At 75.2% G+C, this 25,413-nt stretch carries 11 protein-coding genes and 17 pseudogenes; 11 read left to right on the top strand and 17 right to left on the bottom strand.

From position 1 onward, the window contains the following. Nucleotides 1-1,026: Na+/H+ antiporter NhaA (locus UK94_RS28920; protein ID WP_235490459.1), on the top strand; the 1,026-nt coding region annotated here is incomplete at its 5' end. Here the strand turns inward: UK94_RS28920 and UK94_RS69210 are convergent. The 4 genes and pseudogenes from UK94_RS69210 to UK94_RS69195 form a co-directional block, all read right to left on the bottom strand. After that, nucleotides 989-2,840: pseudogene (locus UK94_RS69210) on the bottom strand (HAD-IC family P-type ATPase); the annotation flags it as partial. The gene UK94_RS28920 and the pseudogene UK94_RS69210 overlap by 38 nt on opposite strands. A gap of 1 nt (nt 2,841) precedes the next feature. Next, a pseudogene (locus tag UK94_RS69205) lies at nt 2,842-3,838 on the bottom strand (cation-translocating P-type ATPase); the annotation flags it as partial. 288 nt (nt 3,839-4,126) lie between these two features. Then, nucleotides 4,127-4,539, bottom strand: a pseudogene (locus UK94_RS69200) (undecaprenyl-diphosphate phosphatase); the annotation flags it as partial. Between the two features lies 1 nt (nt 4,540). Beyond that, a partial coding sequence (locus UK94_RS69195; protein WP_313949612.1) for an undecaprenyl-diphosphate phosphatase occupies nt 4,541-5,020 on the bottom strand: 480 nt, incomplete at its 3' end. 1,758 nt (nt 5,021-6,778) lie between these two features. Here UK94_RS69195 and UK94_RS69190 point away from each other — a divergent pair. Beyond that, a pseudogene (locus UK94_RS69190) lies at nt 6,779-7,267 on the top strand (MFS transporter); the annotation flags it as partial. Between the two features lie 561 nt (nt 7,268-7,828). On the opposite strand, the gene UK94_RS69185 reads toward UK94_RS69190, so the two are convergent. The 8 genes and pseudogenes from UK94_RS69185 to UK94_RS75335 form a co-directional block, all read right to left on the bottom strand. Beyond that, nucleotides 7,829-8,227, bottom strand: coding sequence for a cation transporting ATPase C-terminal domain-containing protein (locus UK94_RS69185; RefSeq protein ID WP_235490473.1), 399 nt, complete (start codon nt 8,225-8,227; stop codon nt 7,829-7,831). 90 nt (nt 8,228-8,317) lie between these two features. Further along, nucleotides 8,318-10,026, bottom strand: a pseudogene (locus UK94_RS69180) (HAD-IC family P-type ATPase); the annotation flags it as partial. 1 nt (nt 10,027) lies between these two features. After that, the coding region (locus UK94_RS75340) for a hypothetical protein (protein ID WP_268761703.1) at nt 10,028-10,390 on the bottom strand (363 nt) is incomplete at its 3' end. A 2,302-nt stretch (nt 10,391-12,692) separates the two neighbouring features. Continuing rightward, a partial coding sequence (locus tag UK94_RS28895; RefSeq protein ID WP_235490456.1) for a hypothetical protein occupies nt 12,693-13,265 on the bottom strand: 573 nt, incomplete at its 3' end. A 1,148-nt stretch (nt 13,266-14,413) separates the two neighbouring features. Then, nucleotides 14,414-14,517: pseudogene (locus UK94_RS69170) on the bottom strand (mycofactocin system transcriptional regulator); the annotation flags it as partial. A 1-nt stretch (nt 14,518) separates the two neighbouring features. Continuing rightward, a pseudogene (locus UK94_RS69165) lies at nt 14,519-14,779 on the bottom strand (mycofactocin system transcriptional regulator); the annotation flags it as partial. A gap of 1 nt (nt 14,780) precedes the next feature. Beyond that, nucleotides 14,781-14,904: pseudogene (locus tag UK94_RS69160) on the bottom strand (TetR family transcriptional regulator); the annotation flags it as partial. A gap of 1 nt (nt 14,905) precedes the next feature. Next, a pseudogene (locus UK94_RS75335) lies at nt 14,906-15,000 on the bottom strand (mycofactocin system transcriptional regulator); the annotation flags it as partial. A gap of 186 nt (nt 15,001-15,186) precedes the next feature. On the opposite strand from UK94_RS75335, the pseudogene UK94_RS69150 reads away from it, so the two are divergent. The 4 genes and pseudogenes from UK94_RS69150 to UK94_RS69130 all read left to right on the top strand — a co-directional run. After that, nucleotides 15,187-17,330 (top strand): annotated as a pseudogene (locus UK94_RS69150) (mycofactocin system FadH/OYE family oxidoreductase 1); the annotation flags it as partial. A 1-nt stretch (nt 17,331) separates the two neighbouring features. After that, nucleotides 17,332-17,505, top strand: a pseudogene (locus UK94_RS75330) (hypothetical protein); the annotation flags it as partial. 1 nt (nt 17,506) lies between these two features. Beyond that, nucleotides 17,507-18,156 (top strand): annotated as a pseudogene (locus UK94_RS69140) (mycofactocin system FadH/OYE family oxidoreductase); the annotation flags it as partial. Nucleotides 18,157-18,188: 32 nt separating this feature from the next. After that, nucleotides 18,189-19,491, top strand: a 1,303-nt coding sequence (locus UK94_RS69130) for an FAD-dependent oxidoreductase (protein WP_235490454.1), incomplete at its 5' end; no start/stop codon positions are given. 59 nt (nt 19,492-19,550) lie between these two features. On the opposite strand, the pseudogene UK94_RS28880 reads toward UK94_RS69130, so the two are convergent. The 3 genes and pseudogenes from UK94_RS28880 to UK94_RS33195 all read right to left on the bottom strand — a co-directional run. After that, nucleotides 19,551-20,448 (bottom strand): annotated as a pseudogene (locus tag UK94_RS28880) (FAD-dependent monooxygenase); the annotation flags it as partial. A 1-nt stretch (nt 20,449) separates the two neighbouring features. Continuing rightward, nucleotides 20,450-20,900, bottom strand: a 451-nt coding sequence (locus tag UK94_RS69125) for a lycopene cyclase family protein (RefSeq protein ID WP_235490451.1), incomplete at its 3' end; no start/stop codon positions are given. A gap of 231 nt (nt 20,901-21,131) precedes the next feature. Next, nucleotides 21,132-21,341 carry a keywimysin-related RiPP gene (locus tag UK94_RS33195; protein WP_011605446.1) on the bottom strand — a complete coding sequence of 70 codons (210 nt, stop codon included), beginning with the start codon at nt 21,339-21,341 and terminating at the stop codon, nt 21,132-21,134. A 1,028-nt stretch (nt 21,342-22,369) separates the two neighbouring features. Between UK94_RS33195 and UK94_RS69120 the strand changes: the two are divergent. The 3 genes and pseudogenes from UK94_RS69120 to UK94_RS69110 all read left to right on the top strand — a co-directional run. After that, nucleotides 22,370-22,956 (top strand): annotated as a pseudogene (locus tag UK94_RS69120) (aminotransferase class I/II-fold pyridoxal phosphate-dependent enzyme); the annotation flags it as partial. A gap of 1 nt (nt 22,957) precedes the next feature. Continuing rightward, nucleotides 22,958-23,029, top strand: a pseudogene (locus UK94_RS69115) (hypothetical protein); the annotation flags it as partial. 1 nt (nt 23,030) lies between these two features. Then, a partial coding sequence (locus UK94_RS69110; RefSeq protein WP_235490448.1) for a PLP-dependent aminotransferase family protein occupies nt 23,031-23,575 on the top strand: 545 nt, incomplete at its 5' end. A 76-nt stretch (nt 23,576-23,651) separates the two neighbouring features. Here the strand turns inward: UK94_RS69110 and UK94_RS69105 are convergent. Together UK94_RS69105 and UK94_RS28865 are read right to left on the bottom strand one after the other, a co-directional pair. Further along, nucleotides 23,652-23,782: pseudogene (locus UK94_RS69105) on the bottom strand (N-dimethylarginine dimethylaminohydrolase); the annotation flags it as partial. 1 nt (nt 23,783) lies between these two features. Next, nucleotides 23,784-24,479 (bottom strand): N-dimethylarginine dimethylaminohydrolase (locus tag UK94_RS28865; RefSeq protein ID WP_235490446.1); only part of this gene is annotated, 696 nt, incomplete at its 3' end. Nucleotides 24,480-24,974: 495 nt separating this feature from the next. Here UK94_RS28865 and UK94_RS69100 point away from each other — a divergent pair. Together UK94_RS69100 and UK94_RS69095 are read left to right on the top strand one after the other, a co-directional pair. Continuing rightward, a pseudogene (locus UK94_RS69100) lies at nt 24,975-25,139 on the top strand (hypothetical protein); the annotation flags it as partial. 1 nt (nt 25,140) lies between these two features. Further along, nucleotides 25,141-25,413, top strand: a 273-nt coding sequence (locus UK94_RS69095; protein ID WP_235490469.1) for a protein kinase, incomplete at both ends; no start/stop codon positions are given.

The following is a 25,413-nucleotide window of genomic DNA, read 5'->3' as shown; positions in this document are numbered from 1 at the left end:
GGCGGCATGCTCGCCCCCGCCCTGCTCTGCCTCGCCCTCACCCACCACACCCCCGGCGCCGGGCACGCCTGGGCCATCCCCGTCGCCACCGACATCGCCTTCGCCCTCGGCGTGCTCTCCCTCGCCGGCCCCCGAGTCCCGCCGGGGCTACGCACCGTCCTGCTCGGCCTCGCCGTCGCCGACGACCTCGGCGGCATCCTGCTCATCGCCCTCGGCCTCAACCACGGCATCAACCCCGCCTGGCTCGCCACCGCCACCACCCTGCTCGCCACCACCGCCCTCGCCCACCACCGCCGCTGGACCTCCCCGCTACTGCACCTCCCCCTCGCCGCCGCCGTCTGGATCAGCCTGCACGCCGCCGGCATCCACCCCACCGTCGCCGGCGTCGCCCTCGGCCTGCTCGTGCGCGTCCACCCCGACCCCGACGAACCCGAAGCACCCGCCACCCGCCTCGAACGCCACCTCGGCCCGATCAACGCCGCCGTGATCCTCCCCGCGTTCGCCCTGTCCGCCACCGGGGTCTCCCTCACCCCGCACGCCCTGCTCCACGTCGCCACCGACCCGATCAGCCGAGGCGTCGCCGTCGGCCTGCTCGCCGGCAAACTCCTCGGCGTCCCCGCCGGCGCCTGGCTCGCCGTCCGCCTCCACCTCGCCCGCCTCCCCGACGGCGTCCGCTGGCGCCACCTGGTCCCCCTCGGCCTACTCGCCGGCATCGGCTACACCGTCAGCCTCCTCATCACCCGCCTCGCCCTGCCCGACCCCACCGCGGTCGACGGCGCCTCCACCGCCATCCTCACCGCCTCCGTCGCAGCCAGCGCCCTCGCCCTCACCGCCCTGCGCAGCCCGCTCGCCACCGTCGGCGCCCCGGCCACCCGCGGATCGAGCAGGCCAGCCACGCAGGTCGGCGGCGTGGCCGGACCGATCCCGCAGACCCGGCGGGAGTCCGACGGCGGCCCGACCGGCGGGCAGGAGCCGCCCCCGGCGCGGGTCAGGCGCGCCCCCCCGGCGTCCCCCCACCCGCGGTGACCTCATCCCGCGCGTCGGGTGTGTCGCCGGTGCCCGGCCCGGCGCTCGGCGCGGCGGGCCCGGCACCGGGTGCCGACAGCGCCGACAGCGCCGGCGGGGCCGATGGCGCCGGCAGGGTCCGCACGTTGCTCTGCGTCACCGAGGGGCGACGCGCCGCGGCGAGTTCGCCGCGCGACGCCGCGGCGGACAGGTGCCGGCGGGTCAGCAGCCAGACGAGTTCGAGCAGGACCCCCGCGCCCGCGGCGATGCCCGCACCGGTCCATGGGCCGGTCGTTCCCACCAGCGACAGCTGGAAGAACTCCTGGCCGAACGGGATCACCAGGACCAGCACGAAGGCGACCGCCATGGTCAGGACCAGGGCGATCCGCCACCACGTGTAGGGGCGGGCGACGATCGCCAGCGCCCACAGCGCGACGAGGAACAGCGTCAGGGTCGCCATCGACGTCTCAGCGTTCAGATCGTCGTAGATCGACCGCGCCACCAGGTAGGACGCCATGGTCGCCGCCGCGGCGAGGATCCCGGCAGGCAGCGCGAAGCGCAGCACCCGGCCGACGAAGTCCGGGCGGGCCCGCTCGGCGTTCGGGGCGAGCGCGAGGAAGAACGCCGGGATGCCGATCGTCAGCGAGCCGAGCAGGGTGAGATGCCGCGGCAGGAACGGGTAGGGCACCCGGGTGACGACGACGAGGAGGGCGAGCAGAACCGAATAGACGGTCTTCGTCAGGAACAGGTTCGCGACCCGTTCGATGTTGCCGATGACGCGGCGTCCCTCGGCGACGACGGACGGCAACGTCGCGAAGCTGTTGTCGAGCAGGACGATCTGCGCGACGCCGCGGGCCGCCTGGCTGCCCGAACCCATCGCGACGCCGATGTCGGCGTCCTTGAGGGCGAGAACGTCGTTGACGCCGTCGCCGGTCATCGCGACCGTGTGCCCGCGCGACTGCAACGCGGCGACCATCGCCCGCTTCTGCTGCGGGGTCACCCGTCCGAAGATCGAATGGGTCTCCAGGGCGTCGGCGAGGCCGGCGGGATCGGTCGGCAGCGTTCTCGCGTCCACCGGCGCGTCGGCGCCGGGCAGGCCCAGGGAACGGGCGACCGCGCCGACGGACAGCGCGTTGTCCCCGGAGATCACCTTCGCCGCGACGTTCTGCTCGGCGAAGTAGCGCAGCGTGTCCGGCGCGTCGGCCCGCAGCCGCTGGGCGATGACGACGATCGCGACCGGCACGACGGCCGCCGGGACACCCGCCGGGTCGGCAAGCGCGCCGTCGAGCGCAGCGGTGAACCGACCGAGCAGCAGTACCCGCAGGCCGCGCGCCCCGTGGCCGTCGACCTCGGTGAGCACCGGATGACCGGCGGGCAGCAGCACGTCCGGCGCGCCGAGCAGCCAGGTGGCGACGCCGCCGGCCGGGTCAACCAGGGTGGCACCGCTCCACTTGCGGGCCGAGGAGAACGGGGCGTCCGCGCGCACCGTCCAGCCCGCCGGCGCCGGGTAGGCGTCGATGATGGCCTGCATGCTGGGGTTCGGCCGGGTGTCGGCGGCGCCGAGCGCGCCGAGCACCCGGCGGGCCGCCTCCGCCGCGGGGCTGCCGTCGGCGTCAGTAGCCGCGGTCGCACCGGCAGCCGCGGTCGCCGCGGTCGCCGCGGTCGCCGCGGTCGCATCGGTCGCATCGACGATGCGTAGCTCGGCGACGTCCATCGCCGCCTCGGTCAGGGTGCCGGTCTTGTCGAGGCAGACGACGTCGACGCGGGCCAGCCCCTCGATCGCCGGCAGTTCCTGAACGAGACACTGGCGGCGCCCCAGCCGTACCACCCCGACGNCGAAGGCCACCGACGTGAGCAGCACGAGCCCCTCGGGCACCATCGGCACCAGGCCCGCGACCATCCGGCGGATCGCCTCGGGCAGGTCGTCGTCGTTGACGAGGATCTGGCTGATGATCAGTGCGACGCCGGTCGGAATGATCATCCAGGTGACGACCCGCAGGATCGTGCTGACGCCGGCGCGCAGCTCGGAGTGCACCAGGGTGAACCGGCTGGCCTCCTCCGCGAGCTGCGCGGCGTAGGCCTCGCGGCCCACCCGGGTCGCCCGGAAGGCTCCCCCGCCCGCGACCACGAAGCTGCCGGACATCACCTGGTCACCCGGCTGCTTGTGCACCGGGTCGGCCTCTCCGGTGAGCAGCGACTCGTCGACCTCCAGGTGCTCGGCCTCGACGACGACGCCGTCGACGCCGATCCGGTCGCCCGGCCCGAGCTCGATGACGTCGTCAAGGACGATCTCGGCCACGGCGAGCGGCGCCGCGACCCCGTCGCGGCGCACCACCGGCCGGGACTCCCCGACCACCGCCAGGCGGTCCAGGGTGCGCTTCGCGCGCAGCTCCTGGAACAACCCCACCAGGGTGTTCGCGACGATCACGCCGCCGAACAGGGCGTCCTGCAACGGGCCGACGACCAGCACGAACGCCAGCAGGACGCCGATGATCGCGTTGATCCGGGTGAACACGTTGGCGCGGACGATCTGCCCGAGGGTCCGGCTGGAGCGCAGCGGCACGTCGTTGACGTGGCCGTCGGCGATCCGCTCGGCGACCTCGGCCGCGGTCAGCCCGGCGGCGGCCGCGACGGCCGCCACGGATCCGACCTCCCCGCCCGACGCGTCCTCACGGCCCGACGCACCTTCACGGCCCGACGCACCTTCACGGCCCGACGCACCTTCACGGCCCGACGCGTCCTCACGGCCCGACGCGTCCTCGCCGGTCGCCGTGTCCGGGTCGTCGTGCCGCCCCGGGGACGGCCGCGCTCCCGCGACCCCTGGCCGATTCATGGCGTCCTCCACGCTCCGTCGCGGCCGCCGCCAGGAGCTCGGCGGCGGCGTCGGGCATCGCCTGCTGGGCCCGGTCCGGCGGACGGCCGGCGCGCGCACCACGGATCCATGCGCGTGCCCGGGGACGGCCACGTCCCGGCATGCCGCGTCCCCTCGGCGCCGTGTTCCCCGTCACCGCGCCGAGCAGGTACCCCGCACCCCCGCCCACCGCGCGTCGCGTTCCGTACGCCGCATGGGCCGCGAGCCCACCGTAGTTGACGCGACCCCGGCGGGTCCGGCAGCGGGTCGTCAGTCGGCCGCGGCACCCGCGTCCGCGCTGATCGCGCCGCCGGCGAGCAACGCCAGCAACAGCAGCCCCAGCGCGACCCGGTACAGCACGAACGGCGCGAAACTGCGGGTCGAGATGTAGCGCAGGAACCAGGCGATGGCCGCGTAGCCGGTGGCGAACGCCACGACCGTGGCGACGATCGTCGGTCCCCAGGACACCTCTTCGCCGTCCCCGCCTTCGCGGTCCCCGCCGATCGACTTCAGCTCGAACACGCCGGAGGCCAGCACCGCGGGCATCGCCAGCAGGAACGAGTAGCGCGCGGCCGCCTCCCGGGTGTAGCCGAGCAACAGCCCGCCGCTGATCGTCGCCCCCGACCGGGACACGCCCGGGATCAGCGCGGCCGACTGCGCCAACCCGTAGAGCAGGCCGTCGCNCACCGACAGGTCGCGCAGGGTCTTGCGCGGCCGCGGCAGCGAGTGCCGCCCGCGCGGGCGCCCCTTCGAGGCGTACCAGTCCGCGCCCCCGAGGATGAGACCGAGCACGACCAGCGTCGTCGCGATCAGGCGCAGGTCGCGAAACGGGCCCTCGATGGCGTCCTGCAACGTGACACCGAGCAGACCGATCGGGATCGTGCCGAGGAGGACCAGCCAGCCGACGCGGGCGTCGGTGTCCTTACGCATCTCGCGGCGGGTCCACGACAGCGCCCAGGCCCGCACGATCCGCGCGATGTCCCTACGGAAGTAGATCAGCACCGCGGTCTCGGTGCCGATCTGGGTGACCGCGGTGAACGCGGCGCCGGGATCGTCCCAGCCGGCCAGCGCGGCGGTGATCCGCAGGTGGGCGCTGGAGGAGACGGGAAGGAACTCGGTCAGGCCCTGGACGAGCCCGAGGACCGTGCCCTCGAAGTAGTTCACGGGCGCCGACCGGAGCCCGCGGGCCCCCTGCGCCCACCGCACCCGGGCTGTCCGCCGGGCCAGGACTGCCCGGCGGACCACAGCTGCCTGCCGGGGCGGGGCCACGTGCCGGCCGGCGGGTCACCCGCCCGCCGGGTCCGGTCTGGTCGCGTCATCCGTCTGCACCCCTCCACGTGCCTCACGCTAGCGGAGCGCGAAGCACACTCTCAGGGCGGGCAGCACGGCCACATCGCCGCCCGCGGCCGCGGCGACGCGCCCGGATCGCCGGCATCGTGCCTGGTAGGGTGCGTGGCACCTCGTCGTCCGGTTTCCGACCATCGTGGCTGGTATGGGCGGCGGTCGTCGATGCGTTCGCCGCGCATCGGCGGCTCGGGCGGTCGCCGCGACGGCGTCCACGCCCGAGCCGGACGTTGCCGGGCCTCGTCACCCCGCCGGATTCGCGCCCGCTGCGCGCTGTGGCCCGCGGACGCATCCATGAACCTTTCTCACGACGACGCCGCCGTCCCCCCGGACGCGCCCCATCCCCTCACCGCGTCGCCCCACCGTTTCCCGCGTCGGACGCCGGCCACCGCCACCGGCCCTCGACGCGCGACCGCCCTGCCCCACCTGGGCCGTTCCGGGCGAAGCCACCCCGGCGCGACGCACCGACCCGCCACCCCCGAACCGCCTTCCCTCGGACCGACCTCCCCCGAACCGACGACCCTCAAGCCGACGACCCTCAAGCCGACGACCCTCGAGCCGACGACCCTCGAGCCGAGGTCCCCCGAACCGGTGTCTGCTGGGTCCGCCTCCCCCGTCGCGGCCTGTCCCCGGCCGGCAGAGCAGTCCATCCCGACGGGCTCATCGCCCGTTCGGACCATGCCCGCACCACCCGCACCACCCGCACCACCCGCCGCTCCCGACGGCGTGGCGACCCGCGGTTACGGCGCGTTGGTGGACCAGCCGGGCGGGTGGGTGCGCGTCGCGGCCGGACTGGTGGGGCGGCTACCCATCTCGATGCTGGGTCTGGGCAGCCTTCTGCTCGTGGCGGACGTCACCGGCTCCTACGGCCAGGCCGGTGCCNTCAGCGCGACCCTGGCCCTGGCCGGCGCCCTCGCGGGTCCCGTGATCAGCCGGCTCATCGACCGGGCCGGCGCCCNCCGGGTGCTGCTCGTGCTCACCGGCCTGCACGTGCTCGCGGGTGCCGTGTTCGGGTTCGTGGTGCTGGTCCGGGCGTCGACCGCGATGGTGCTGGCCGCGGCCGCGCTGACCGGCGCGACACTGCCCCAGGTCGGCGCGGTGGCCCGGGAACGCTGGGCCACCCTGCTCGCGGGCTCGCCCACCCTCCAGTCGGCCTACGCCCTGGAGTCCGTGCTGGACGAGGTGGCGTTCGCCCTTGGGCCCGCCGCGGCCGGCCTGCTCGCCGGTGCGCTGCCCCCCGCCGGGCTGATCGCCGCCCTGGCCTGCGCGGCGACGGCGGTACCGCTGTTCGCGGCCCTCCCGGCCCCGGATGCGCCCCGGCCCGTCCCGACCATGCCCGCCACCGTCACCACACCCGGCGCCCTGCCCGCCACCGTCACCACGCCCGCCACCGTCACCACGTCCGCCACCGGTGCCCGGCCCGACGCAGGCACCCCACCCGACGCCGGCACCTGCGCAATGGCCGCCCCCCGATCCGTACCGGTGGCGCTGCTGCCCGGCATGCCGTCAGTGATCATCGTTTTCGTCGGACTCGGCGGATTCTTCGGCGCCGGTGAGGTCGCTCTGATCGCGCTCGGNCGCGAGCATGGTTGGGGAGCCGGCGCTGGGCTGCTACCCGTCCTGATCACCGTGGTGAGCCTGCTCAGCGGGCTGGTCTACGGCGCGCGGCCGGCCACCGGCGACCCGGTGCGCCGGTTCGCGCTTGCGGGCGTGGCGCTGGCGGTGGCGGCGGTGCTGATCCCGGCCACCGACCGGCTGGTCCTGGTCGTGGTGGGGGCCGGCCTCGTCGGCCTCCCCCTGGCCCCGCTGATGATCCTCGGAAACACCGTCGCCGGACGGCTGGTTCCCGCCGCCCGGCGGACCGAGGGCTTCACCTGGCTCACCGCCGGAACGAGCGTCGGGGCAGCGGTCAGCTCGCCGCTGTGCGGGATGGTCGTGGACGCCGCCGGGGCGCGGCCGGCGACCGTCGCCATCCCGATCTCGGCCGGGTTGGCCGCCGTCGGCGCGCTGCTCGCGGCGCGGTCCGACACCGCTCGATCCGACACCGCTCGATCCGACACCGCATGAGGCGACACCGCCCGATCGGACACCGCGTGAGCCGACACCGCCCGATCCGACACGCATGAGCCGACACCGCACGGACCGATCCCGCGCCCGGTCCGCCGTCCCGGACCCGAACGGCTGACCCGATCCGTGCGGCGCCNTCCGCGAGCGTGNATCGCCGATGGCTTCACCGTCGCGCCATATATCCGCACGGGAAATCTCACCTTCCGTTCATCTTCGGACCGCATGGTGTCATCGGAACGCGGGGTCCGTCGACGCATGCCCTGATCCGCGCCACGGGTGGCCGAGCCGCTGCGACGGCGTCGGATCCACGCGTNCAGCACGTCCACGGCAGCAACGGGAGGTCCGATGATGAACCATCTGCTCGCAGGAGTGATCATCGAGGTGGTCGGGACAGCCGTCATCCTCGTGCTGACCACCCTGGTCCGTCGCTGGCTTGGTGTGCCGGGCGGCCAGCGGGCCTGACCCGGCGGTCAGCGGGCCTGATCCGGCGGTCAGCGGGCCGCCCGCCGCCTCGGCCGGGCCACCTCGCCGCCTCGACCGGGTCAGCCCGGATCCGGCGGGTCAACGCGGGCCGGGTGACGTCTGGGCACTGTGCCGCCTCGCCGCCCGCCAGGCCGCGAAGGTGGCCGCGCCGGCGGCGCCCAGCGCGATGCACCAGCCGACCGGCCCGACCGGGCGGGACCCGAACAGTGCGCTGAGCACGGGCATCTGCACCAGCACGGCGAGCACGACCACGCTGGCGATCGCCGTCGTGATGACCAGTGGGTCCCGGCCCGCGAGGGTCAGGGTCTGGCCCAGCTGGGCCCCGACGAGCGCGAGCAGCGCGACGGTCGACGCGCGCCGCCGGCTGCCGGTCAGCCGGGCGAGCAGCCAGGCGGCGCTCGCTCCGCCCGCGGTCGCCCCGCCCCGGATCAGCAGGATGCGTCGCAGCGGGCCGGTGAGCCAGTCGGTCGCCGCCACGCCGCCGCGGCGGACACCCCCCGGCCCGGCCGGGCTGGTCCTGGGCAGCGCCCGCTCGGCAGCCTCGCCCGACCGGGGAGACTCCACGCNGTCGACGGCGCAGGGCCGACCGCCCTGCGGCGCACGACCCCGGACGGCGAGCGCCATCGCCGGGGCCATGTCGGTCAGCAGATTGACGAGCAGGAGCTGGCGCGGACTCAACGGCGCCGTCCCCCCGAGGGCCGTGCCGAGGACGGTGAACGCGACCTCCCCGGCGTTGCCGCCGACCAGCACGGACACCGCATCGGTCACCGCCCGCGACATGCCCGCGCCCTCCTCGATGGCGTCGACCAGACGCGTGACGTCGGCGTCGGTGAGCAGCAGGTCGGCGGCGCCGGTGGCCGCCGCCGACCCGTGGCCGCGGACGGCGACACCGACGTCGGCGGCGCGAATGGCGGCGGCGTCGTTCGTGCCATCCCCGGTCATGGCCACGACGTGGCCACGCCGGCGCAACGCGAGGACGAGACGCACCTTCTGCTCGGGGGAGATGCGCGCGAACACCGTCGCCTCCTCCACCCGACGTGCGTAGTCCTCGTCGCCCAGCGCCGCCAGCTCCGCGCCGGTGACGATGTGGTCGGCCCCCGGGACGCCGAGCTCGGCGGCGATCGCGCCGGCGGTCACCGGGTGGTCCCCGGTCACGACGAGCACCCTGATACCGGCCTCGACCAGCCGGCGCACGGCCGGAGCGGCCGACGGTCGAGGCGTGTCGGCCAGGCCGAGGAAGCCGACGAGTTCCAGGCCGCGCAGCTGCTCCGCCCGCATCGGGGCGGTCCGCGCGAGCGTGGTCCGACCGGGTGACGGGTGGTCCGCACGGGCGACGGCGAGGACGCGGAGCCCGCGCCGGGCCAGGTCCTCGGCGACCGACGCCGCCGCGCGCCGCCGGACGGGCCCCAACCCGCAGCGGTCGAGCAGCACCTCCGGGGCACCCTTGACGGCGAGCTCCACCGTCCCGTCCGGGCCACGCAGCAGCGTGGCCGCGTATCCACGCGCGGTCTCGAACGGCGTCTCCGCCAGGCGCTCCCCCCACGGGGCAAGTCCACGGGCGGCGTCGAGCACCGCCCGGTCGGTGGCATGCGGCACCGGCCCGCCCGGCGCGGGACTGGCCCCGGCCGCGATCCGATGTACGGCTGCCGCGGCCGGGTCGGTGGCGGCGACCCGACGCCACCGGGCGGCGGCGGGCACACCCGCGGTACCGTCCGGCCCCTCCCGGGCGCCGCCCGCGCGGACCACGACGTCGCGCAGCACCAGCCGCCCCTCGGTGAGGGTGCCCGTCTTGTCGAAGCACACGGTGTCGACGCGGCCGAGGGCCTCGACGGTGCGGGAGGAGCGGACGAGCACGCCGAGCCGGGCCAGGCGGCGTGCCGACGCCATCTGCGCGACGGTGGCGACCAGCGGAAGCCCCTCGGGGACCGCGGCCACCGCCACGGCCACTCCGGCGTTGACGGCGGACCGCAGCGACGTGCCGCGCAGCCAGGACAGGCCCGCCACGGCGACTCCGCTGATCGCGGTGAGCGGCATCGCCAGCCGGGTCAGGTCGGCGAGCCGGGCCTGCACGCCCGGCGGCCCGCCGTGGCCGACCGCCGCCTGCCCCGCCCGACCGGCCTCGGTCGCCGCGCCGACGGCGACCACCACCGCCCGACCGGACCCCGCAAGCACGGTCGTCCCCTCGTAGAGCATGTTGCGCCGCTCGGCGAGTGCGGCGCCCGGCGTCGGGGCGATGTCCTTCACGACGGGCACCGACTCCCCCGTCAGGGAGGACTNGTCGACCTCCAGGGACTCGGCGTGGACCAGGCGGGCATCCGCGGGCACCACGTCGGCGGCACGCACGTCGACGAGGTCGCCCGTACGCAGGTCGCTCGCGTCGACAAGTGCGGTCCCCGCCGTCGTCACCAACCGGGCCAGCGGGGTGTGCCGGGCCACCAGGCGGCGCATCACCGCCTCGGCCCTGGCCCGCTGCGCGCCGCTGACCACCGCGTTGGCCACCGACACGCCCGCCACGAGCGCCGCGTCGACCGTCGAGCCGAGCACCGCGCTCGCGGCGGCCCCGACGAACAGCACCGGGATGAGCGGATCGCGCAGGTCGGAGAGCACTGCGCCGGGGAGGCCACGGACGGTGGACGCCATCGAGCCCAGGGCCCGTCCGGAGGTCGGGGACTCGTTGGTCCCCGCGGCCGGCCGGCCCGTCGGTGCCGGACCGTCGGACCGCGCCTCCACGGTCGTGGTCCCCTCGGGCGGGTCCGGCCGAGGGGAGTCCGGTTCGGCGGTGTCGGCGACGGCCAGATCCGCCGGGTCCCGCGGACCGGCGGTCAGCCGGCGTCGCACGGTGTCCGCGGACAGGGCATGCCAGTCCGTGCGCCAGGTGGGCGCCGGCGGGTTGCGCCGGTCGGCGCGGCTCGCCCCGAGCGCGCCGAGGGCCATCGCGGCGAGCGCGGCGGCGCTGACCGGCCCGCCGCGCAGGAGTGCCGCGGGCCGGATCAACGCCGCCCGGCCCTGGCCCGTACCGGCGTCCTCGCGTCCCAGACCGGCGATGGTGGTGAGGACGGCCAGGGCCGATGCGGAGTGGGCGAGCGTCGCCGACCGACTGCTGACCGCCGCGGCGACCGGCGGTAGCTGCAGGATCCGCCAGGCGTCGGTCAGCCCGTCCGCGCAGATCAGATCCGCGGACCAGGGCGGCCGGGCACCAGGGGTGTCCACTCCGACGGCGACGTCCGCGCGGAACAGCGCGTCGGCATCGCCGGGAGCGACCACCGACGCCTGCGGTCGTTCACCCCCGGCCACGACGGCGACCACCCGGCCGGCCGCCTGCAACCGCCAGACCTCGGTGTCCGCGGCCGTGCCCGCGGGCAGCACGGTGTCGACGAGCGCGGCGAGCTCGGCCGTGCTGGCGTGGGCGGTGAGCACGACGGTGCCGCACGACCGGGCGGCGCGCAGGAGCGCCTCGGNGAGACCGTCGAGTTCGGCGCCGAGGACGGCGCGGGCGCGACGGCGTCCGACGCGAAGCTCGACGGATAGTCCGGACGGGTGCAGCGCCGAGCGCGGCCCGCCGGCGTGCACCGCGACCATCCGGGCNGACCCCTCCCGCGCGACGACGTCGCCCGGCTGGAACATCCGCCGCGGGTCCACCTCGTCGACCAGTCGGTCCGTGCGCGACCACGTGGCCGCATCGGCGGCGGACAGCACCCGCATCCGCTCCCCCAGCAGGACCGGCGCGCAGACGACGACGGCGTCGATCCGATCGAGTCGTCGCAGGCTGGCGGCGTCGAGGATCAGCACGTCCCGAGCGGACAGCCGGCGCGCCGCCGTGGCCGCGAAGACCTCACGGCCCAGTCGGGCCGCTCGCGGCACGGCCGCCAGTACCAGCTCGCCGCCGACCCGCGGGGAGCCCGTCGCGAGCAGACCGGCCGCGCCGACCGCGAGCCCGACGGCGGCCATCCGCTCGGCGCTGCGTTCGAGCGGGCCGGCGGGAAGCGGGCGGGGCCGGTGTCCCCGCGCGCCGGCGCCGAGCTCGCCGGGCGACGGGGTGTCCGGGAAGGCTCGCCGGCCTGGGACCGCACCGACCGACTCGGACGCAGCCGCGGGCGAGACACCAGACTGGTCCGCCTGGGCGGTGCGGCGCAGCAGGTCGGACTGGCGCCGGAGGAACACCGCCCGTTCGGCGAACAGCTCGCCGACGGCCGCCGCCCGGTGGGCCACGCCGACGACGAGGATGTCCGGGCTCTGGGTCACCGCGCCCGCCCCCGCGCCGAGCAGGCCGATCACCAGGTCGGCACCGCGCTGGCCGAGGCGGCGTTCGACTGCCCGCCGGACCCACGGTTGGTGATCCACGAGCGCCACCACGGCTCCCGCCGCGCGCGGTACCGCGGGTACCCGGCACACTCGGGCCACCACAGCGACGCCGAGCGCCGCGGTGTCCACGCCGAGCGCGATCATCGCGGCGGCCACCGGCTCCGGATCCCCCGGGTAGGCGGAACCATCCTGATCACCGTCCGCGCCGGCCCGCGTGTACCCGGCGTCCGGGCCCGGCTCGCCGAGGGCACCCTGGCGCAGGACTCTCTCCGCCGCGTCGACGGCCTCGACCAGCTCCGCCACGTCCACCCGATCGGAGTCGAAGCTGATCAGGACCCGCCCCAGGGCCTCGTCGACCTCGGCCCAGTCGACGCCGTCCAGGCGATGCAGTGCGGCGACGACCGCGCGGTGCAGCCGGCGCCGGTGGGCGTCGGCGACCGCCGGATCCGGCTGGGTGCCCTCGGGCCAGGGCGGATGAACCTCGATGTGCGCGTCGCCGTCCCGAGTCCACACGTGCCGCGGTCGCCGCTGCNACCGGGTCAGCTCGGTGCTCAGCGTCCGCACNAGCACCGCCGCCGCGGCCCTGGCCGCGGTCGGGCCGGGCAGTCTCACGTGCGGAGGATCAACCTCGAAGGCGAGNCCGAGCCGCGCCGCCGCTGTGACCGTTGTGACCAGACCGCTCGGCGCCAGACCGCTCGGCACCAGGACGCGAGGAACCACGCCCCCGGGAACCGGGTTCGTGGCGGCCGTTCTCGCTGTGGCCGTCGCGGTCGGACAGCCCGCCGGGCCCGTGTTCGGCATGCCGGAACCGGCGCCACAAACCGCGCGGGCCGAGTCCGGTGGGCAGCTCCGCGCTGATCTCGACCTCGGCCTCCCGCTCCCGCGCAGGAGCAACCTGCGATCCCACGGCATGCCCGGCCACATAGGTGCCGGCCGCGATGGCCAACGCCACCGGCCACTCGATCAGCTCGACCACGGCCAGGGTGCCCAGGCCCAGGTAGTAGGCGGTGCGTCCCGGGGAAGGCAGGCTCAGCGGCCCCACCCGGACCTGGCCGCCCGGCGCGGGTGGGGGGGAGACCTCGAAATGGGCGGTGACGAAGGGAAGTCGTAGTGTCGCCGTACGTAGCTCCGTATGAGTGTCCTCGCGGCGAGACGCCCGGGTGGCCCTCCCCACCGGCGTGGAGCTCACCCGAAGGGCCGAGGAAGCTGTCACCCGGCTGCCTGCGGGATTTCGGACGGTGCCGCGTGCGCTCACCGCGCGGCCCGACGTCGTCGCCGTGCCGCGACCCGATGCCGGCCTGGTCACGGAGGCCCGCGATGTCGTGGGACGCTTCGCCGCGGCGGCCCGGCTGCTTGCAGCGCGGGTCGTGGTGCTCCCGGCGGCCGCCACCGACCGGCCGCCGCCGGCGTCACCCGACGCCGACCTGTCCGTTGCGGAGTCGGCGACCGCCGAGGCCGTGCTGCCGCGCCCGGACGCCGCCCGGGTCGGCGTCGACCGGCTGGCGGGGCCCGTTCGGGCGGCCCCCGCCCGCGCGGTGGTCGACCGGGCGGGCGTGGTCCCTCCCGCGGTCTGCGTGGTCGTCCCGACGGAGGCCGACTCCGTCGGCGCCGCCGCGGCGGACCGACCGGCCGGGGCTGCCGCCCGAGTCGCGCTCGCCCGGGTGGAGCCGGCGCGCGCGGGGGAGGACTTCGCGCTCGCCGGGCCCGACTGTCCCGCCCTCGCGGTGCCGGCCCTGGCGGTGCTGGTCTTCGCCTCGGTGGCTCCCTCTGCGGNGGTCCTGCCGGCGCCGGACTTCGCGGTGGTGGTTCTGGCGGTGGACGTCCTGGACGGCCCGGTCCCGGAGCCGGATCGTGCGGACCCGGGCGTGGCAGCCCCGGACTCGGCAGGTCCGGATGTTGAGGACCCGGGCGTGGCGGAACCTGCGCCGACGGAACCTGCGCCGGTGGNACCTGCGCCGGTGGCACCTGGGGGCGTGCCGGCCGAACCTGCCTGCGATGCCGACGCCCCCGCGGACGCCGGGCCTGGCCGGGAGCCGCCGTCGCCCGACGATGCGGCATCGTCGGCAGGTGACTGCGAGGCAGACAGGGAGGTCGGGCTGACCGGGGTCCCGGCGACGGTGCTCTGGCGCGTTCCAGCGCTGCTCGGCCCGGCGCCGTTCCTGGAGCTCGTGCTTGCCATGGAGCGCTTCCTCCCCGTCAACCAGCCGGCCGTTGACTCCGAGGAGTCAGCGGACTGCGTCGATGGGTGCACAGCCTCGCAGCTTCGACGCCGGAGCGCTACCGCTCACCGCAATGATGCGACTACTTTTCGTTGCGACGTGCGCGGGCGGAGCAGCGCCGGGCGGTACGGCCGCCCGGCGCTCAGAAGGCCGCGAAACCGGTCGCAAGCAGCCCGAGCGCCTCGTCGAGGATTGCGACCAGGTCCGTGCCCTCCTCCCGCAGCCACTGCTCGTACGCGGTGACTGNGACCCCCAGGTGCGCCGCCGCGACCGCCTGCGGCGTCAGGGCGTCTGCCGGCTGGCCGACCCGGCGGGCGACGAACTCGGCGAGGACGCCACGCCAGCTCGCGTAGCGCAACGTCGAGTGCGCCTGCAGGGCGGGGGTGCGCAGGATGAGCGTCATCCGGCGACGCAGCCAGGCACCCTCCGCGGGCGGATAGGTGTTGAAGTCGAGAATCGCCCGGCGCAGCACGGCAACCGTCGGTTCGCCCGCCGCGGCGGAGGCCAGNGACGCGCGCATGACCTCGAGCTGGCCGTCGAAGTCGCCCCAGGGGACGTCGTTCTTGGAGGCGAAGTAGCGGAAGAAGGTACGCCGCCCGATCCCGGCCGCGCGGGCGATGTCGTCGACGGTGGNCTCCTCGAACCCACGCTCGGTGAAGATCTGCAGGGCCAGGTGTTCGAGCTCCGCCGCGCTGGTGGCGGGCCGGCGGCCGGTGCGTCGACCGTCGGNACCCATGGTCACACCGGGGGGCATCACTCGCCCCTCACCCCACTTCACTTCACTTTCGACACCGAGTGCCTTTAATGTCCGAGGCGGCGGGTGACGCCCGGTCGTCCCGCGTCGCGGGNACGCCGGACCCGTTGGCCGGCGGGCCGCACCCCACCTGCTACCCACCATCACCGTAGAGGAGATCGATGCGGCCCGGGGAACCGGTGGGCGCACCGCCCGTGCGCGCGGTGGTCCCACCCACCCGGCTGAGCCAGGCGATCGTCCTGCGCGGGGGGCGGCGCGCGCCCTCCCGGGTCCTGTTCGGACCGCACGAGACCAACCTGGGCCGGGGGCGGGCGTTGTCCGAACGCCATGTCGCCTACTACGAGCGGCGGGCGGCGGGCGGCGCCGGCGTCATCGTCACCGAGACCGCCTCGGTGACCTCCGACGACTGGCCCTACGAACGGGCCCCCCTTGCCGCCGAGTGCGGGTCCGGCTGGGCGGCTGTGGCCCAGGCGGTCCGGCCGCACGGGACCGTGCTGCTGGCCGGTCTGGGCCATGCCGGCGGGCAGGGATCGAGCGCATGGTCGCAGCAGCCGCTGTGGGCCCCCTCCCCGGTGGCCGACGTGGTGAGCCGGGAGGTCCCAGCCGAACTGGACAGCAGCACGATCGCGAGCATCGTCGCGGGCTTCGCCGCCGGGGCCGGCCGGGCGGTGGCGGCCGGGCTCGACGGAGTGGAGATCGACGCCGGGGTGTTCTCCCTGCTGCGGCAGTTTCACTCGGGGTTGACCAACCGGCGTGGCGACGACTACGGCCGGGACCGGCTCCGGCTGACCCGGGAGGTCCTGACGGCGGTCCGCGCGGCCGTCGGCGACACGCCCATCCTCGGCCTGCGGCTGTGCTGCGACGAGCTGGCGCCCTGGGCGGGCATCACCGCGGACCTGGCGGCCGGCCACGTCGGTGCACTGGCCGACCTTGTGGACCTGCTCGTCGTCGTCCGTGGCGGCCCGTTCGCGACGGGTGCGTACCGGCCCGATGCGGCCACCCCGCCGGCCTTCAACACCGATCTCGCCCGCCGGATGCGCCGCGCCGCCGCCGGCCGGGTGCCCATCGTCCTGCAGGGCAGCGTGGTGGACACCGCCGACGCCCAGCAGGCCCTCGACTCCGCGGCCGCCGACGTCGTGGAGATGACGCGCGCGCTCATCGCGGAGCCGGACCTGGTGGCGCTGGTCCGCGCGGGCCAGGGCCACCGGGTGCGTCCGTGCGTGTTGTGCAATCAGGCGTGCCAGGTCCGGGATGTCCGCAACCCACTGGTGAGCTGCATCGGCGAACCCGCGAGCGGCCACGAGACCGTCGAGCCCGGGCCCGGCGGACGCGCCGCGACACCGGTGGACGTCCTCGTCGTCGGCGGCGGCCCGGCCGGGCTGGAGGCTGCACGCGTGCTGGGCGCCCGCGGGCATCGGGTCCGACTCGCCGAACGCGGCGCCCACCTCGGCGGGACGCTGCGGATCGCCGCCCGTGGGCCCGGGCTCCACCGGCTCGCCGCGCTGGCCGACTGGTGGGCGGCCGAGTGCCGCCGCCTCGGGGTGCGGATCGACCTGGACACCGACATCGGCGTGGAGGAGATCGACCGGCAGCGGGCGGCCGGCGGCGTGGTGCTGCTCGCCACCGGCTCGGTCCCGGCGCCGCCCACCGCGCGGACCGACCTGCCCGCCCCCGACGCCGACGCCACGACAGAGGTCCTCGACGTGGTCCACGTCCTGGCGGCGGGGCCGGCGGCCCTGCCGCAGGGGCCGGTGGTCGTGCATGACCCGCTCGGGGGTCCCGTGGGGGTGGCGACCGCGCACTGGCTGGCCGAGCTCGGCCGGCCGGTCACGATCGTGACGCCCGACCCGGTGGTGGGCGCCCGACTGGCCGCCGGCGATCTCGCGCCGGCGAACGTCCGGCTGGCCCGCGCGGGCGTCCGCCGGCAGGTGCGGACGTCGGTGCGCGCGATCGGTCCGGACGGGCTGGTACTGGAGGACGCCTGGACGGGCGAGCGGCAGATCCTCGCCTGCGCCGCGGTCGTCGACTGCGGTCCCCGGCTGCCGCGGGACACCCTGCACTCCCTCCGCCCGGACCTGCCCCGGGCGGGGGACGCGATCGCGCCGCGGACCATCCTGGCGGCCGTCCTCGAAGGCCGTCGCCGAGCACGGGAGATCGGCGCCGACCGGCCCGACTCCCCCCGACCGGACCATGACCTCCCCCGCCCCGGCCGTGTTCGACCCCCCCGGTCGGATGATGCCCCGGGCGGGCCGACGGGGCCGCAGGGGCCGCAGACGTCGGGCGGGCCCCGGAGGCCGCAGGGGCCNCACAGGGGTGGGGCTGCGGGGTCCGGCGGCGCGGGGGGTGGTGAGGCACCCGGGCTCCTCACCCCGCAGCGGATCGGGCCGCTGACACTGCACAACCGGATCGTGTTCTGCGCGCACCTGACGAACTACGCCGACGAGGGCCTGCCGAACGTCCGTCACGCCGCCTACTACGCCNCCCGGGCAGCCGGCGGAACCGGGATGGTCATCACCGAGGAGCTCACCACCCATCCGGGCGACCGGCCCTACGAGAAGATGATCCGCGGTTTCGATCCGGCGGTGATCCCCGGTCTGCGGCGGATCGCCGACGCGGTCCACGCCCACGGGGTACCGATCCTCGCCCAGCTCAATCACAACGGCGGGCAGTCCGCCTCGACCTACACCCGGCTGCCCGTCTGGGCGCCGAGCGCGGTGGCGGACCCGATGTTCCGCGAGGTGCCCAAGGCGCTGACGGAGTCGGAGATCGCCGAGGTGGTCGCCGGTTTCGCGCGCACGGCCGCACACGCCGCGGCGGGCGGGTTCGACGGCGTCGAGATACAGGGCTCGCACAGCTCCCTCATCCGCGGGTTTCTGGCGCCGGCGACGAACCGGCGCACCGACCACTACGGCGGCCCGCTCGCGAACAGGGCCCGACTGCTGCTGGAGGTCATCGAGGCGGTGCGGACCGCGATCGGCCCCGGCCGGGTCCTCGGCGTACGGCTGTGCGGAGACGACGGGGTCGAGGGGGGCATCACCCTCGCCGAGGCGGTCGCCGTCGCGACGATGGTCGAGGCCACCGGCGCGGTCGACTACCTCAACACGGCCATCGGGGTGGCGACCTCGACGCTGNCCCTGATCGTGCCGAGCATGCAGGTCCGCCNGGGCTACGCGGCGCACATCGCCGCGGCGATCCGGGCGGCGGTCGACCTGCCGGTCGTCGCCGTCGGCCGGTTCACCGACCCGGCGCAGGCCGAGCGGGTCCTGGCCGCCGGCCAGGCCGATCTCGTCGGGGTCGTCCGCGGTCAGATCGCCGACCCCGCCTTCGCCGCGACGGCCCGGGCAGGGGGGCGCGGCCGGAGTGGACGCGGCGACGACGGCCGAGACCAGGACCACCGGCACCAGGAGGACCACCGGGAGCGGGACGACCGGTCTGGCGGCGGCACCTGCGTGGCCTGCAACCAGGAGTGTGTGGGCCGGACGGGGCGCAATCGCTGGCTGGGCTGCCTGGCCAACCCCCGGGCAGGCCGGGAGGCGGTGACGCTGGCGCCACCGCGTCGGCGCGGACGGCGGGTGTACGTCGTGGGGGGCGGCCCCGGGGGTCTGCGGGCCGCTGTCACCGCGGCCGCGCGCGGGCACCGCGTCACCGTGGTCGAGCGTGGCGATCGGCTTGGCGGCCAGATGCTCCTCGCCGCTCAGCTGCCCGGCCGCGGCGGGCTGCGCGCTCTGGTCGACGACCTCGCCGTCCGCCTTGGCGGGCTCGGCGTCGAGGTGCTGCTGGGTACCGTCGCCGACACCGATCTCCTGCACGCCGCCGGCCCCGACGCCGTCATCCTCGCCACCGGATCCCGACCGGCCCGGCCCGACTGGGCGGGTGACGATCCACGGATCGTCGGCGTGCGAGAGGTGCTGACCGGCCAGGCCCACCCGCGCGGGCGGGTGCTCGTGGTGGACAGCACGGGTTTCCACCAGGCCCCGTCGATGGCGGAGCTGCTCGCCGCCCGCGGCGCCGATGTGACGGTGATCAGCGACGCGATGGTCGTCGGCCAGGATCTCGGCCTCACCCTGGACCTGGAGCGGTGGAACCGACGAGCGGCCGCCCTCGGTGTCCGGCAGGCCGGCGACCTCGTGGTGACGGATGTCGGCGACGCCGGTCCCGCTCCGGCGGGATCCGCTCCGTGCGGTCCGCCCGACGCGTCCCGCCGCTCCGGTCGGGTGGGCCAGGCCGGTCGCGCGGACCATGCCGGCGAGCTGACGGTGAGCGTCACGCACCATCCCACCGGGGCGGTGCGGCGCCACGCGGTGGACTGGGTCGTCCATACCGAACCCCCCCGAGCGGAGGACTCGCTGTGGTCCACGCTCCGGGTGAATGCCCCGTTCGAGCTACACCGGGTCGGCGACTGCCTGGCCCCACGGCGCGCGCACGCCGCCATCCTCGAGGGTGACCGGGTGGCCCTCCTCCTTTGAGTAGCACGAGGCGGGAGTAGCCGAGGCGGCGGAGTAGCCCGAGGCGGCGGGGCCGCAGCTCATCGAGCCGCCCGCTCGGACAACTCGGCCTGCTCAGGCTGCTCAGGCTGCTCGGACAACTCGGCCTGCTCGGGCTGCTCAGCCCGCTCGGGCTGCTCGGCACGCGTCGCTACGGGTTCGCCCCGACGGCGGGCCAGGCACCAGCGGCCGCCCGAGTTCAGGCCGCGCAGAGCCCGGCGGACCGCCGGGACCTGGGTGGCACGGTGCACCCGGTAACGCCACGGCGGCTGCGGACCGTGACGCCCGGCCATCGCGTAGGCGAACGACACCGCGTCCAGGTGGCCGTCCCGGCCGCCCACCTCGTTGCTCTGCGCGTCGCCGTCCCGGCCGAGGTGGCGGTCCGCCTGCTCGAACCAGGTCATGCTGGTCCGCGCCGCCGCCTGCACCGGGCGCAGCGCCAGCCGACCGCGGGCGTCGAAGGACCGCAGTGCGGCGGTCAGGTCGTCATCGTTGTCGTCGAGGATCCGCGCGAGCATGACCGCGTCGACGATCGCCAACGCCGTCCCGGATCCCAGGGTGAAGTGGGTCGTATGGGCGGCGTCCCCGAGCAGCACGACGTTGTCGTGGTACCACCGCTCGTTGCTGATCTCGGAGAAGCGCTGCCAGCGGGCGGTCCGACCGCGGCACTGACTGATCAGGCCGTGGCCGTCCAACGGCTCGGCGAAGATCTTCTCCAGCTCTCGCAGGGTGTCGGCGTCGCCACGCCGGTCGAAGCCGAGCCCCGCCCAGGTCCGCGGGGTGCACTCGACGATGCACGTGCTCAGGCCCGCGCTGGACGGGTAGGCGTGGCACCAGATCCAGCCCGCCGCGGTGCGTTCGAAGTCGAAGGCGAAGGTGTCGAAGAACCGGTCCGTCCCCAGCCAGATGTAGGGATTGCTGCCGGTCGTGAGGCGGGTCNCGAACGGGTTTCCACCTGCCTGGCGCACCCGGCTGTTGGCGCCGTCGGCGGCCACGACCAGGTCGGCGTCGGCGAACGGAGGCAGACCGTCGACCTCGTGGCGGTAGGAGATCCTCACCCCGAGTTCGGCCGCGCGCCGCGCGAGGATGTCCAGCAGCGTCGCCCGCTGCATGCTGAAGCCGTATCCGGCCAGGTAGGCCGCGCCCGCCCCCGCGACGCTGATGCGCTGCTCCTGCCAGAGAGTGGACTGCGCCCGGATCTGCCGCGCGCTGCGCGGATCGTTGCGGAAGAAGACGTCCAGCAGGTTGTCCCAGTAGACGACCCCCCAGCCGTAGGTGGCTCCCGGGGGGTCTCGTTCGATCACCGTGACCTCGTGTGCGGGATTGCGCAGCTTCGTCGAGATGGCGAAGTACAACCCCGCCGGTCCACCACCCACGCACACGACGCGCATACCAGATCCTCCCGATCCGCACCCGCCTGGTCAGCGGTGCCCTACCGCGGCCCGAAAACGACGACATGGCGGCGGCCGACCGCTACGGCCGGTCCGTCGCCACCTCGTCCCCGGATGAACAGAACACTCGTGGTGGGTGTCGTGACAGTTGGTTGGAACGTTGGGCCGGACTTCTGACGACGGCCTGGCCAGCCGCTGGGCTGGCGCAGGTCGCCGCAGGTCGCCTCGGGGCTACCAGCCCCAGCCGCCGCCCCAACCACCCCAGCCGCCCCAGCCGCCTCCGCGGCCCCAGCGGCTCCAACCCCAGCCACCCCAACCACCCCAGCCGCTCCAGCCACCCCAGCCGCCGCCCCAGCCGCCGACGAAGAAGCCGACGAAACCGGTCGCCTGCCGGAACGATCCCTGAGCCTGAAGGGCTGGTGCCTCATATGTTGCCTTCATGCCGGGTTCCCCCCGTCTGCACTCGGATACCTTCTCCTGGGCATGCCCGGCCCTTGGTGTTCCTCGTTCAAGGCCGGATACACGACCTTCGACCGAGCAAATTCCATTCTGCTTCCTGCGGGTACATTGAGGGTTCACCCACGGTCCGTTGCAGCCGGTCGCAACGGCGTCCGCGGGTCTCTGCCGCCAGCGCCGGGGATCACCGCTGGTCGCGAGTCGCCGAGGAGAGACAATTCGCTCTATGGCGCTGTAAGGCGACAAAGCCAGCGGAATTCGTCGACGCGCCGGGCTCCGGGACTGCACCCGGCCTGGTCCGAGCGGAGCGATGACGTCGCGCCAGTTCACGATCCGCGGCGGCGAGGCCAGGCTGCGCTGTGACGACACCGGCCGCGGTCCCGTCCTCATCTTTCTCAACGGTGCTTTCGGCACTCGGCGGGACTGGCGGCGTGTCCTGGACACAATCGGCGGCCGGTACCGATGCGTCACCTTCGACGCGCGCGGGCGTGGCAGGTCCTCACAGGCTCCCGAGTACTCCTTCGACGACGATCTCCGTGATGCCGCCCGCGTCGTCGACGCGGTCGGGACGGGTCGGCTGGCCGGGAGCCGGGGCAGCGCGACAGGGCGGCCGGGTTACCATAGGTAAGCCCATCATCTGGGAGATCCTGTCCAGATGATGAGATACCTGTCGGGAGAGGCCCCTGAGGGGACACCCCGCCGGTGTCCCCGGCGGGCCGCGACAGTCGGTCGGCGTCGGGGACCCTGACGGCCCGCCCGCCGCCGCGACCCGGCCTGGCGGGCGGGCCGTCGACCCCGGCACCCGCCATCCCGCCACGCCGCCATCCCGCCACGCCGCACCCACCACGCCTTGCCCGGGAGCCCCCGCGACCCCTGCGCACCTGACCGGGCGGCGGCCCGACCGCACGTCCCGCGGGCGGATCACGGCCGACGCCGATGGCAGCCGGCGCAGGCAGAGGCACGCAGCCGCCGGGCCGCGCCCACCCGTCCGCAGAAGGAATCGAGAAGCCGCCATGACGACCGCCGCCGCCCCGCCGCAGCTCGCCGCCCGCGCCCGCGCGGTGCGCACCTCCCCGGTGCGCGAGATCCTCGCCCTGACCGCCCGGCCGGAGGTGATCTCCTTCGCCGGCGGTCTGCCGGCCCCCGAGCTGATCGACGCGGACGGCATCCGGCGCGCCTACGACCAGGTGCTCACCGACGAGCCCCGGCGGGTGCTGCAGTACTCCACCACCGAGGGGGACCCCGATCTGCGGGCGGCGGTCGCCGCCCGCCTGGCCCGGCGCGGCCTGCCGACCGAGCCCGACCACCTGCTGGTCACCACCGGCTCCCAGCAGGCCCTGACGCTGCTCGCCGCCGCGCTGCTCGAACCCGGGGACGCCGTCGTGGTGGAGGACCCGACCTACCTCGCCGTGCTGCAGTGCTTCGGCTTCGCCGGGGCCCGGGTGTTCGCGGCCCCCACCGACGATCAGGGGATCATCCCCGACCGACTGGCAGACCTCGTCGCCCGGGAGCGCCCCCGGCTGCTGTACGTGGTGCCCACGTTCCAGAACCCCACCGGACGCACCATGGCCGCGGACCGCCGCCGCGCCGTCGCCGAGGTNGCCGCCCGGCAGGGCCTGTGGATCGTCGAGGACGACCCGTACGGCGAGCTGCGCTACGAGGGGACGGCGCAGNCGTGGATCGCCTCGTACCCCGCCGCGGCCGATCGGACGGTGCTGCTCGGCAGCTTTTCCAAGACCATGGCCCCGGGCATGCGGCTGGGCTGGCTGCGCGCACCGGCGGCGTTGCGGCGCGCCTGCGTGATCGCCAAGCAGGCCGCGGACCTGCACACCTCGACCGTCGACCAGGCGGCCGCCGCCCGCTACCTGGCCGAGGCCGACCTCGACGCCCACCTCGCCCGCATGTGCGCGGTGTACCGGGAACGGCGCGACGCGATGCTCGACGGGCTCGTCGGGGCGCTGCCGCCCGGTAGCTCCTGGAACCGGCCCGAGGGCGGCATGTTCGTCTGGGCTCGTCTGCCCGCCGGATACGACGCCACCGCCCTGCTGCCCGCCGTGGTCGCCCACGACGTCGCCTACGTTCCCGGCGCCCCGTTCTTCGCCGGCGCGCCCGACCCGGCGGCGCTGCGCCTGTCGTTCACCACGCACGCGCCCGCGCGCATCGCCGAGGGGATGGCCCGCCTCGCCCGCGCCCTCGGCGGCCAGTCCGCGACCGGGTGAGGTTACCCGGCCCTCGCCCGCTGGGTTGCGTGCCGGGCGGGCAGCCGGGCAGCCGGGCCGCGCTGCGTGGCCGCGCTCAGGCGCGGATCTCCAGAGTGGCGCACTTGATGCCGCCGCCGCCGCGGCGCAACTCGTCGAACTCGACCCCGATCGGCTCGAACCCCCGGTCCCGCAGCTCGGCGGCGAACCCCTCGGCGGCGGCGGAGANCACCACGTGCCGCCCGTCACTGACGGCGTTGAGCCCGAACACCGCCGCGTCGGCCTCGCTCACCCTGATCGCGTCCGGGAACAGGGTGGCGAGCAGCCGGCGGGCGGCGTCGTCGAAGGCCGCCGGCAGGTAGGCGACGAGGTCATCGTCGAGGACGCACAGCGCGGTGTCGAGATGGTAGAAACGCGGGTCCACCAGGGTCAGTGAGTGCACCGGGCGGCCCAGCACGCGCGCCGCCTCGGCGTGCGCGGCCGGCTCCGACCGGAACCCGGTGCCGGCGAGGATCATCTCGCCGACGGGCAGGAAGTCGCCCTCGCCCTCGTTGCAGAACGCCGGACGGTACACCCCGCCCGGGGCCAACCTCGCCAATCGCCGCAGGTAGGGCGCCTGTTCGCCGCGCCGTTCGGGATGGCGGAACAGGACCCCGAGCGCCCGGCCGCCGACGACGAGCCCGCCGTTGGCCGCGTAGACCATGTCGGGCAGGCCCGGCAGCGGCTCGATCAGCTCCACGGTGTGCCCGAGGTCGCGGTACAGCGCACGCAGCGCCTCCCACTGCGCGCAGGCCCGCGCGGTGTCGACCGGGCGGTGCGGGTCCATCCACGGGTTGATGGCGTAGCGGACGTCGAAGTAGGTCGGCCGGCACATCAGGTACCGGCGCGCGCGGGCCCGGCGACCCCCGGCACACGACGACGTCATCCGCGACTCCCGGGACCGACAGGTGCGCTGCCACCGTCCGACTCAACGCGCCATCCCCCGGCGCCGTTCCGCCGGTCGGATCGGCTCGCGGATCGGTCGGGAAAGACCTCGCCCAGCCAGTCGGAACGGACCTGGGAGGTTCTGACCCGTCGGCGTCGGACTTCGGCAGAGAAGGTGTTTTGGACCGTCGGTCAGCTGATTCTTCGTAGCGGCCGGGGGCCGGTGTGCGGGGGGTGTGCCGGTCGTCGCGGCGCCGCACCGGCGGCCCGACGTGTCGGTCGCGGTCAATCATCTCGCCGCGGACCCCGCGAGACGATCGGTTCCGACGCGGAAGCCAGACTGCGTACTGCCAGCTCAGCGGCCTGCCCGGGGAACGCCCAGGCCGAGGGTCATCGGCGGTGAGCCCAGGCTAAAATGCCGAATCATGACGGGGGCGCGGAGCGGAGTTCTGCCGGCTGGCCGGCCACGTGACCGGTCGACGGTCACCATCGTACGTTGATTGTCGACCGTGGCCAGGTTGCCGCAGCGCTTCCTGGCTACCTGATTGGCGCGAAACTGGGCGCGGGTGCGGGCGGACTGGTGCTCACCGGCCGGCACCGTCGGCTGAAGCGTCCGGTGGCCATTAAAATTCTTCCCGGGGGTTCGGAGTACGCGCCGGGGNGTTTCGAGACCGAGGCGCGCCTGCTCGCAGGGATGGATCATCCGCATATCGTGCGGGTCTTCGACTATGTGGAAGCCGACGATCTCCTGCTGATCGTCATGGAACTGTTGGACGGCGGTACGTTGACCCGTCGACGTGCCACGCTGGATCCGCAGGGAGCCTGCGCGGTCGGGTTAGCTGTTGCCGCGGGGCTTTCTCACGCCCATATCCGTGGGGTGCTGCACCTGGACATCAAGCCCGGCAACCTGCTGTTCGACGCGGCCGGAACACTGA

The organism is Frankia sp. AvcI1 (assembly GCF_001420875.1).
GTDB classification, from domain to species: domain Bacteria; phylum Actinomycetota; class Actinomycetes; order Frankiales; family Frankiaceae; genus Frankia; species Frankia alni.
Note: the sequence above shows the minus strand (reverse complement) of the source record. Positions and strands in the feature narration are given on the sequence as shown.

Coding starts and splice junctions, on each gene's coding strand:
- UK94_RS33195 (WP_011605446.1), bottom strand. CDS start 21,341: ATGAAGGCAACATATGAGGCACCAGCCCTTCAGGCTCAGGGATCGTTC.